This is a genomic window from Sphingomonas sp. (genome assembly GCF_036387535.1).
Taxonomy (GTDB): Bacteria; Pseudomonadota; Alphaproteobacteria; order Sphingomonadales; family Sphingomonadaceae; genus Sphingomonas_R.
Genome location: NZ_DASVTO010000127.1, coordinates 1 through 9,444, shown reverse-complemented (window position 1 = coordinate 9,444; position 9,444 = coordinate 1). Strand labels below are relative to the sequence as shown.

Sequence of the window (9,444 nt, the reverse complement as noted above, 5' to 3'; positions counted from 1 at the left end):
CCAATTCTGCCCGCCGCGGATGAAGAAGGCCTGGATCCCCATCACCCCCGATCGGCAGGCCAGCGCAAAGACGTCGGCATCGCCCATCCCTTCGGCATTGATCGCCTGCGTTCCCTGGATGAAGGTCAGCGCGCGCAACCGGTCGCGCAGGATCGTCGCAAGCTCGAAATCCATCGCCTCGGCCGCCGCCGACATCTGGACGCCCAGCTTCTTCTGCACCTGCGTCGATTTGCCGCCCAGAAACGCCTTCGCGTCCGCGACCAGCTCGGCATAGGCGTCCTTGTCGATCCGCTCGACGCACGGCGCGGAACAGCGCTTGATCTGGTGCAGCAGACACGGCCGCGACCGGTTGGCAAAGAAACTGTCGGTGCAGGATCGCAGCAGGAACAGCTTCTGCAACGCGTTCAACGTGCGCGTCACCGATCCCGCGCTGGCGAACGGACCATAATATTGCCCTTTCGCCCGGCGCGCGCCGCGATGCTTCTGCACGCGCGGGAACGCATGATCCTCGCGCAGCAGGATGAACGGGAACGACTTGTCGTCGCGCAACAGCACATTGTACGGCGGGCGATACCGCTTGATCAGCTGCGCTTCCAGCAGCAGCGCCTCCGATTCGGTGTTGGTGGTGACGATCGTCATCGAACGGGTCTGCGCCACCATCCGCGCGATCCGTTTGGGCAGGCGCGAGACCTGCACATAATTGCCGACCCGGTTCTTCAGCGCCTTTGCCTTGCCGACATATAGCACGTCGCCCTTGGCATCCTGCATCCGGTATACCCCCGGCCGCGTCGGCAGCGTCGCCAGCACGTTGCGGATCGCCGCAACACCCGCCTCGATATCCGGCGCATCGGTCCCGCGCACGGTAAAGGCGGATTTTTCCTCGTTGAAACGGTCGGTGGTGGTGGGCGTATCGGTCACGTCCGCGATTTAGGGTCGGCAGAACAAAACAGAAAGCCCCTTGCTCCCGCCTCCTGCGCATGCTTCCGGGAAACCATGACGACGCGCAGCCTCTTCGCCACCCGCTTCTACGAAGGTGGGCTGGGCGATGCCGCTTTGATCGCGGATCTCGACCACAGCTGCCGCACGCTGGCGCGGGAGGATCGCGCCGGACGCGCATGGTGCAGGGAAAAGGGCTATCCCGGCTATACCAGCTATGCCTCGCTGAACGATCTGCCGTTGCGCGACCCCGCCTTTGCCGACCTCAAGCGCCAGCTCGACGCCCATGTCCGCCGCTTTGCGGACGATGCCTGCATGGATCTCGGCGGCAAACGGCTGAAACTGGATAGCCTGTGGGTGAACGTCCTCAAGCCGGCCGGCATGCACAGCGGCCATCTTCACCCCGGCAGCGTCGTGTCCGGCACCGTCTATATCGCGGTCCCGCCCGGCGCCGGCGCGCTGAAGCTGGAGGATCCCCGCCTGCCGATGATGATGGCCGCGCCGCCGCGCACGGATGCCGCACCCGAGGAGTTGCGCAGCTTCGTCTATGCCCGGCCCGAAGCCGGCACGATCTATCTTTGGGAAAGCTGGCTGCGTCACGAGGTCGCGCCCGGCACGGCGAAGTCGGACCGGATCAGCATCAGCTTCAATTATCGGCGGTAAGCCGGCATCCGGCCCGCCACCACTCGGGCGATGCGGCTGATCCTCCGCCATGATGTGTGCGATGCGCTGCATCCGCGAACGATCGTGGACGGAATGTTAACCTCCTAAACGCTAAGCAATTTCTCGACGAGGACCAGACCGGACACGCAAAAATGGAATGCCACTCTCCGCTTCTGTCGGCAGCATCGATCGCGACGGCCCTACCGGCCGTCGCGGCGGCAACGAGGAATGGCCACGCCGCAACCCGCGCCGCAATGCGCACGACCAAAGCGCTGAAAACGATTCACCTCCGCCGACGCCCCCGCACAGTGGCAGGGTCGGGATTGCTCATTTCGGGGGAAAACCGATGATCCGCTCCATGAACATCCCAAAGCAGCTCGGCCTGTCCTTCCTCGCGATCATCGCATCCGCCGCGATCATGATGATCATATTCTATTCCAACATCTCGATGATCCGCGCGGCGACCGACAGCAACAATCTCAGCCAGTCCGTCTATGCCAAGGCGCTGACCCTGGAAACCGCGATCCTGCGTCAGAACAGCCAGTTCCGTGGGTTCCTGGTGACCAGCGACGAAACCTATCTGAAATCCTATGGCGAGGCGCGCGACGAATATGATCGCACGTCGCGCGAACTGGAGGCCCTGGTCGGCAACTCCGGCAGCCGGCAACTCGTCCTGGAATCCCGCCGGGAAACCTTGAAATGGCGTCAGGACTGGGGCGATCGCCTGATTAACTGGGTCCGCCAGGGTCGCCGCGAAGCCGCGCAGGACGCGGTCCGCAACGCGGGCGCTGCGGTGCTGGTCAGCAAGGTGGCCTTGCCGCTTCGGGATCTGCGCACCGCCGAGACCAAGCAGATGGAGCGCAACTCCGCACGGCAGGAAACCGCCATCCAGACCGCGATGATCGCGCTGGTCGCGGGTGGGCTCGCGCTGATCGGCGTTGCCGGTGCGCTTGCCGTCGTCCTCAGCCGCAGCATCGCCCGTCCGATCACCGGCCTCACCCGCATGATGGCGGAACTGGCCGCCGGCAAGCACGACATCGTCGTGCCGGATGCGGCGCGGTCCGACGAACTGGGCGACATGGCGCGTGCGGTGCTGGTGTTCCGCGAATCGGCGGTCGCCAAGCTCGCGGCGGACCAGGATCGGCAGGAGGCGATGGCCGGGATCGGCCGCGCGCTCCACCGGCTGTCGGAGGCCGATCTCACGATGCGGCTGACCGACGTTCCCGAATCCTTCAAGACGCTCGCCAGCGACTTCAACAATGCGGTCTCGCGCCTGTCCGACGTGATGGGCAGCGTGCGGGAGAGCGTCGACGGCATCAAGCAGAACTCCAGCGAGATCAGCCAGGCCAGCGACGATCTGTCGGTGCGCAGCGAACGCCAGGCCGCAAGCCTTCAGGTCACCGTCGGCGCGATGGAGGAAATCACCGACACCATCCGCAAGGGCGCAGCCACGGCCGACGGTGCCAACCGTGCCATGGCCGACGCCCGCGGGGAGGCCGAACAGGGCGGCAAGATCGTCCGCAAGGCGGTCGACGCGATGAACGGCATCGAAAAGGCCAGCAACGAAATCGCCGAGATCATCAGCGTGATCGACGGCATCGCGTTCCAGACCAATCTGCTTGCGCTGAACGCCGGGGTCGAGGCAGCGCGGGCGGGGGACGCCGGCCGCGGCTTCGCGGTGGTCGCATCCGAAGTCCGGGCTCTGGCGCAGCGCTCGGCCGATGCGGCCAAGGACGTCAAGACGCGCATCCTGTCCGCGACCGAACATGTCACCGCGGGCGTGGCGCTGGTCGGCGAAACCGGTAACGCGCTCAACCGCATCATCGACAAGGTCGCCAGCGTCAGCGAAGCGATCGGATCGATGGCGAGCACGTCGGATCACCAGTCGAAGAGCATCGGCGAGATGAACATCGCCATCAACGAGATGGATGCGGTAACGCAGCAGAATGCCGCCATGGTCGAGGAAACGACCGCGGCCACCCGGCTGCTCGTCCAGAAGGCGGAGGAACTGGCCAGCGCGATCTCGATCTTTATGATCGAAAGCGATCCCCGGTCGGCACCCGTCCGGCGCCTGGCGCCCGCGCCCGTCCGGCCTGCCCGCGCCGCAGCCGGCGCAGCCCGCCGTCCGCTACCGGTCGTCGGCAATCTCGCACTGGCGCCCGAGGAAGATTGGTCCACCTTCTGACCGGCTACTCTCTCCCGCCGGACCCTGCCCAGGAAGCCGCGCCCGATCCTGCCGGGCGCATCAGATCAAAGTGGAACATCGTGACCGCACATCCCATGGAATTGCAGGAACTTCTTCGTCAGGCGCACATGGCCCGCTCCGCCGGTTCGCCGTTCGTCGCTGCCGTTCTCGAAGCCGGCCAGCGCCAGTTGGACCATGCGCCGCTGACGGCCGCGGTGATCGCCGAATGGCATGGTGATCGGTCCGCGGCGGCGCTGGCGATGCGGTTCAACGCCGCGCTCCACGCCCTTGCCCGCCGCGGCGCGACGCCGGAACTGGAAAGCCTCTATCGCCGCCAGCATCAGGATTTCGAAGGGGCGATCGGGGCCGCGCTCATCGCGCATGATGCGTTCATCGCCACCTGGATGCGCGACACGCCACAAACCAACGAGGTCGGCCGTTCCGCGGCTCTCCTCGCAGCGTTGACCGTCGCGCATGGCCGGACCGGCGGCCTGCCGTTTGCGCTGTTCGAACTCGGGTCCAGCGTCGGGCTCAACCTCAACATCGCGCATTATGCCTATGATCTCGGCGGCATCTCCATCGGGGATCCGGACGCGCGTGTCCGGATCGCGCCCCTGTGGCGCGGGGCTCCGCTGCCTGATGCCAGGGTCGAACTCGCTTCGGCCCAGGGCGTCGATCTGCACCCGATCGACCCCTCCGATCCCGAAAGCTGCGAGCGGCTGACATCCTATATCTGGGCGGACGAACCGGCGCGGCTCGATCGCCTGCAACAGGCGCTGGCGATCGCGCGGCAGCACCGGCCGGATGTCGAACGCGCCAACGCCGCGTCCTGGCTACCCGATCGCCTGCGCGCGCCGCAGCCGGATGGGCTTTGCCGCGTCGTGTTTCACTCGATGGCGCTGCAATATCTCAGCCAGGACGATCACCGGACCGTCACCACCGCGATCCTGAATGCCGGTGCCCGCGCCACCAGCCGGCGCCCGCTCGCCTGGATCAGCTTCGAATGGACCCCGGACCGACGCGAGGTGCAGTTGCAGTTGACGTGCTGGCCCGACGGAAACACCCGCCTGCTTGCGACCTGCCACCCCTATGGCGCCTGGATCGACTGGCGGGGCTAGGCCCCGATCCGCCTACTGGAAATTGTCGGAATAGGCCTGCAGCTTCAGCGTCCGTGCCTGCACCGGCGCGATCGCGACCTCCAGCCCATGCTGCGCGGCATAGGCGCAGGCCGCTTCCAGCGTGGGGAAGGTCAGGCTGATCTGGCCATTGGTGTCGCCCGATCCGGCCCAGCCGGTCAACGGGTCGGCCACCTTGCGCTCCGCCGGTTCATGCTCCAGCACCCATTGCCCGGTGCGCGCGCGGCCCGAACTCATGCTGCTCTTTGCCCGTTGGAAGATCCGCGCCTTGCCCATGGTCCGTCCGATCGTTCGCTAACCTATGCTATCGGCCATGCCCCGCATCGGCCCGCGGGGTCAAGACGGCCTGCGCGCATCTGCCCGCTTGGTGCGCAGCGTCGGGTCCGCCGCCGCCGGATCATCGGGCCAGGGGTGACGGGGATACCGCCCGCGCATTTCGCGCGCGACCGCGGACCAGCTGCCCGCCCAGAAGCCGGGCAGGTCGCGCGTCGTCTGGATCGGCCGCCCCGCCGGCGACGTCAACCGCAGCACCAGCGGCGTCCGCCCCGCGACTGGATGCACTGCCAACCCATAAAGCGCCTGCACGCGCACCTCGACCGCCGGGCCGCCCTCCGCCCCATAATCGATCGGATGGCTGCTCCCCGCGGGCGACCGGAATGCGGCCGGCGCGATCCGGTCGAGCAGTTGCACCCCTGCCCACCCCAGCCGGTTCGACAGCGCCTGCTCGATCGCACCCGCCGCGATCAGGTCCAGTCGCCGCTTGCCCGCCAGCAACGGCGGCAACCAGTCGTCCAGCGCGGCCAGCAACGCCGCATGGTCGATCGGCGGCAGGTCCGCTCCCGCATCCCGCGCATGGCCCGCCCGCGCCTGCAACGCCCGCACGCCGGCATTCCAGGGCAGCAGATCCAGGCCATGCACCCGCACCCCCTCCAGCAACGCCGCCGACACTGCATCCGGATCCCGTGCCTCGTCGGGCCCGGACGACAGCCGGATGGCGCCCAGCCGCCGTTCGCGCAACGCTGCCACGCCACCGGTCGCGGGGTCGAACGTCACCGTCCGCCGCTCGACGATCCGATCGCCGAACAACGCGTCCACCTGTACCCGCTCGATCGCCGCCGCGGACAGGATACGTGCGCCCGCCGCGACCCCCTGCACCTCCCCGACCGCCAGCCATTCGGCCTGCGCCAGCGGTGACAGCGGATCCAGCCGGAACCCCCGTCCGCCCACGGATGCCCAATGTTCCCCGTCCGCACCACGCTTTCGTACCACCCGATCCGGAAACGCCAGCGCAAGGCACGCGCCAACGACGTCCCCATCCGCCGGCTCACGGCGCGGCTGCGAACGCTGGCCCGCGGCGGTCGCCGACTCCGCCCACCGCCGTGCCAGCCGCCGCGATGCCTCTGCCCGCGCGCCACGCTCCCCGCGCCATCGCCGCAAGCGCGCGCCAAGATCGATATCGGTCCCGCCCAGCCCGCGTTCGCTCAGCAGCACCGCCACCTCGGCCGCAACCTCGGCCCAACCCGATCCCGCTGCGGTCACCAGCATGTGCGCCAGTCGCGGCGGCAACGGCAGCCGCGCGATTGCCCGGCCATGCGCGGTCGCACGTCCATCCGGGTCGATGGCCCCCAGCGCGCGCAACCGTTCCCGCGCCTCCCTGACCGCCGCGGCCGGCGGCGCATCCAGCCAGCGCAGCCGCGCCGGTTCCAATTCGCCCCACAGGGCGCAGTCGAGCACCAGCGCCGACAGATCCGCCTCCAGCATCTCCGGCGGGTCGAACCGCGGCAGCCCGCCGGTCGCGGCCTCCTCCCACAGGCGATAGGCGGTACCCGGCCCCTGCCGCGCCGCCCGGCCCGCACGCTGTGTCGCGGCCGCCTGGCTCACGCGCTCGGTCGCCAGCCGCGTCATGCCCGCCGCGCGGTCATATCGCGGTCGTCGCGCCAGTCCGCTGTCGACCACGATGCGGATGCCGTCCAGCGTCAGGCTCGTCTCCGCGATCGCGGTCGCCAGCACCACCTTGCGCCCCCCCGCCGGGGCCGGCCCGATCGCCGCCCGCTGTTCACCGGGATCCAGCGTGCCGTGCAACCTGTGAACCACCACGTCCGGTGGCAATCGTATCAGCCGCTCCGCCGTCCGCTCGATCTCCGCCACCCCGGGCAGGAACGCCAGCACCCCGCCCGCGTCCGCGTCGGTCAGCAGCGCGTCGCGGATCACGCCCGCCACCGCATCCTCGATCCTGAGCGCCGGGTCGCGCCCGACATGCCGCAAGGTAAGCGGCCAGCTTCGCCCGGCGCTCTCGATCACCGGCGCATCGTCCATCAGCGTGGAAAAACGCGCCCCGTCCAGGGTCGCCGACATCGCCACCAGCCGCAGGTCGGGCCGTAGCGCGGCCTGCACGTCCAGCGCCAGCGCCAACCCGAAATCGCTGTCCAGGTTACGCTCATGCACCTCGTCGAACAGCACCGCCGATACACCCGTCAGTTCCGGATCGGTCAGGATGCGGTTGCGGAAAATCCCTTCGGTCAGCACCGTCACCCGCGTCGCGGCCGATCGCCTGCTGTCCATCCGCGTCGCATAGCCGATCGTCGCCCCGACCGCTTCGCCAGCCAGCACCGCCATCCGCTCCGCCGCCGCCCGCGCGGCCAGCCGCCTCGGGCTCAGCAACAGGATCTCGCCGCAGCACCAGGCTTCGCGCAGCAATGCCGGCGCCACCGCCGTCGTCTTGCCCGCCCCTGGGGGCGCGACCAGTACCAGGTTGCAGCGCTCGCGAAGTGCCTCCACGATATCGGGCAGGACGGCATGGATCGGCAGCGCGGTCATCGACCGGGGGCATAGCTGTCGGCACGCGAACCTGCTATAGGATGCTTCGTGAGCAGCACCGCCATTCCGCACAGTTTTCCCATTGGCATCGATCCTTCGGACATCGATTTCATGGGGCATGTCAACAATGCCAGCTACCTGAAATGGGTACAGGCCGCCGTCATCAGCCACTGGCAACGACTGGCTCCTGCCGATGCGGTCGCGAACCATCTCTGGGTCGCGTTGAAACATGAGATCACCTATCGCAAGCCCGCCTTCCTGGACGACGATGTGATCGCCACGGTCCTGCTCGAAAAGGTTCAGGGCGCACGCGCCTTCTACGAAACCATCATCCGCCGCGGGGAAGAGGTTCTGGCGGAGGTGCGGTCCAGCTGGTGCTGTCTCGATGCCGAAACGCTGCGTCCCGCCCGGCTGGCCAACAATGTGATCGAACGCTTCTTTCCGGACGAGGAACGTTAGAAGAGCAAGCCTCAAACCTGACCCGTTTGTCCCGAGCGAAGTCGAGGGACGTTACGCGGGCAGGGCGCGGGACGCCGCGACTTCGGTGAAATAGCGATCCGTCCAGAGCGGCTGCCCGCGGGCAGTAGAAGGGCGCGGCACGAACGGAGCATGACCGGTTCGGATATAGGGCTTGCCTGCCTAACCAGCGCGGCGGCCCGCCGTCGGTGGCTCATGCAATGCTTGTGTCGGGGCCCCCAGCACGGCCATGCGCGCGCGGATGCTCGCCGCCAGGAACGGTGTCGCCGCCTGCAGAAATCGGCGCGGCGTCGTCCCCAGGAAGGCGTTGGCATCGCGCAGATAGTGCGACATGTCGAAATAGCTGCTGTCGATCCGGCTGCGATCGTCGATGTCGCCGCCCAGGAACAGATGCACGAACGACCGCAGGAACCGGGCGCGGCGGAGCAGCAGCTTCGGCGGCATCCCGAACGCGCGTTGCGACACCCGGCGCAGCATGGTGTCGTGCAACCCGATCCGCTGCGCGACATCACCCACCTCGATCACCCCGTCCTGTACCGACAGCGCCATCAACGCGTCGATCGTCGCCGCCTGCGGATCATCCCGCCCAAACAGCGGCGGAAGCAATCCATCCAGCAGCGGCTTGACCGCATGATCGTCGGGTGCGGCCTCCAGCGCCGCGATCAACCCCGCAACCGCCTCGGTGCCCAACAGGGTTTCGGCGGGAAGGATCTGGTTATGGCACAGATGCGCGGACTGCCCGGTCATCCGGATCCAGCCCGCCGCGCTGATCCCGATCCCCACCATCGTCCCGCCCTGCGTCGCCACCCGCAACGCCCGGCTGGTCGGCCCGATCAGGCTCGCCTGCGGCATCGGATCGAACCGCTGATTGCGGATCTGCGCGGTGATCGGGCCGGCACCCACGCCGATGCACAACATCGCGGGCGCCGGCAGGAACCAGTCGACCCGCTCCGCCGCACTATCGGCATGATAGACATTATATCCGGTCACCGATCGCGCGATGTCGGCGGTCGGCCGATCGTACCGGATCGCCATGCCGGCCGGCATGGCGAATGCCGCGGGGTGCACATCTGGGGATTCCGTCCCCCCGAAGATTCTCATACGCTGACGCTACAGGGCACCGGTCACCATCTTCTGCTGAATCAATAGGCCCGTGCGATGGCGAATTCGACGGCTTCGACCAGGGCGGCGCGGGCGGGGCCGCTGCCGATGCCGGCCAGCGCGTCGATC

At 68.0% G+C, this 9,444-nt stretch carries 8 protein-coding genes; 4 read left to right on the top strand and 4 right to left on the bottom strand.

Annotated features, from left to right (window positions below; all coding sequences use genetic code 11):
* Nucleotides 1–918, bottom strand: a 918-nt coding sequence (gene uvrC, locus VF649_RS11815; RefSeq protein WP_331012157.1) for an excinuclease ABC subunit UvrC, incomplete at its 3' end; no start/stop codon positions are given.
* A gap of 75 nt (nucleotides 919–993) precedes the next feature.
* On the opposite strand from uvrC, the gene VF649_RS11810 reads away from it, so the two are divergent.
* The 3 genes from VF649_RS11810 (at nucleotide 994) to VF649_RS11800 (ending at nucleotide 4,902) form a co-directional block, all read left to right on the top strand.
* The gene (locus VF649_RS11810; RefSeq protein WP_331012156.1) at nucleotides 994–1,599 is read left to right on the top strand and encodes a TIGR02466 family protein; all 606 of its coding nucleotides are present in this window, start codon (nucleotides 994–996) and stop codon (nucleotides 1,597–1,599) included.
* 358 nt (nucleotides 1,600–1,957) lie between these two features.
* Nucleotides 1,958–3,784: a methyl-accepting chemotaxis protein gene (locus VF649_RS11805; RefSeq protein WP_331012155.1), complete on the top strand. Its 1,827-nt coding sequence runs from the start codon at nucleotides 1,958–1,960 to the stop codon at nucleotides 3,782–3,784.
* 80 nt (nucleotides 3,785–3,864) lie between these two features.
* Complete coding sequence (locus VF649_RS11800) at nucleotides 3,865–4,902, top strand: DUF2332 domain-containing protein (RefSeq protein WP_331012154.1); 1,038 nt, start codon at nucleotides 3,865–3,867, stop codon at nucleotides 4,900–4,902.
* Between the two features lie 12 nt (nucleotides 4,903–4,914).
* Here the strand turns inward: VF649_RS11800 and VF649_RS11795 are convergent, their stop codons facing one another.
* Entirely contained in the window at nucleotides 4,915–5,196 is a 282-nt protein-coding gene (locus VF649_RS11795; RefSeq protein WP_331012153.1) for an NADH dehydrogenase ubiquinone Fe-S protein 4, read from the bottom strand.
* Between the two features lie 60 nt (nucleotides 5,197–5,256).
* On the bottom strand, nucleotides 5,257–7,737 hold the full coding sequence (gene hrpB, locus VF649_RS11790; RefSeq protein WP_331012152.1) for an ATP-dependent helicase HrpB: 2,481 nt from the start codon (nucleotides 7,735–7,737) through the stop codon (nucleotides 5,257–5,259).
* 48 nt (nucleotides 7,738–7,785) lie between these two features.
* Between hrpB and VF649_RS11785 the strand changes: the two genes are divergently transcribed.
* Nucleotides 7,786–8,196 (top strand): thioesterase family protein, encoded by a 411-nt coding sequence (locus tag VF649_RS11785; protein WP_331012151.1) that lies wholly within the window; start codon nucleotides 7,786–7,788, stop codon nucleotides 8,194–8,196.
* A 180-nt stretch (nucleotides 8,197–8,376) separates the two neighbouring features.
* On the opposite strand, the gene VF649_RS11780 is transcribed toward VF649_RS11785, so the two are convergent.
* Nucleotides 8,377–9,282 carry a hypothetical protein gene (locus tag VF649_RS11780; protein WP_331012150.1) on the bottom strand — a complete coding sequence of 302 codons (906 nt, stop codon included), beginning with the start codon at nucleotides 9,280–9,282 and terminating at the stop codon, nucleotides 8,377–8,379.
* Nucleotides 9,283–9,444: the final 162 nt, after the last annotated feature.